General features: G+C 73.7%; 1 protein-coding gene. It reads right to left on the bottom strand.

What is annotated here, in order from left to right:
- A partial coding sequence (locus RCG67_RS17210; RefSeq protein ID WP_438612690.1) for an ABC transporter permease subunit occupies window positions 1-563 on the bottom strand: 563 nt, incomplete at both ends.

The following is a 563-nucleotide window of genomic DNA, read 5'->3' as shown; positions in this document are numbered from 1 at the left end:
CGATGTAGTTGAGCATGATCGTGAGGATCACCTCGTGGGCACCGGTGCGGGCCTTGAGCAGCCCGACGATCCCGCCCCACAGCGCCCCGCCCACGGCGCCGGCGAGGACCACGGCGAGCAGGTGCACGCCCGCCGGCAGCTGCCACGTGAAGCCGACCCAGGCGGCGAGGGTCGCGCCGATGAGCAGCTGGCCCTGGGCGCCGATGTTGAACAGCCCGGCCCGGAAGGCCACGGCCACGCCGAGGCCGGCGAGGACCAGCGGCGTGGCCACGGTCAGGGTCTCCGTGAACGGGTAGATGCGCTGGGTGAAGGTGTTGCCGTTGGGGTTGTAGACGGCGCCGTAGAACATGGCCTCGTAGGCGGCGGACGCGGCGGCCCACATCGCGCCGAGCGTGTCCCCGGGGCGGGCGAAGAAGTAGCCCGCGGCGTCGGCGACCCGCTCGTCGGTCAGGGCGATCAGCAGCCCGCCCAGCACCAGCGCCGCGACGATCGCGAGCACCGACTGCAGCGCCGAGCCGAGCCAGGTGCGCTGCGAGGCGTCGGGCGTGGTGGCCGTGGGCGGC

It is taken from the genome of Kocuria cellulosilytica, from assembly GCF_040981245.1.
Classification (GTDB): Bacteria; Actinomycetota; Actinomycetes; order Actinomycetales; family Micrococcaceae; genus Kocuria; species Kocuria cellulosilytica.
Note: the sequence above shows the minus strand (reverse complement) of the source record. Positions and strands in the feature narration are given on the sequence as shown.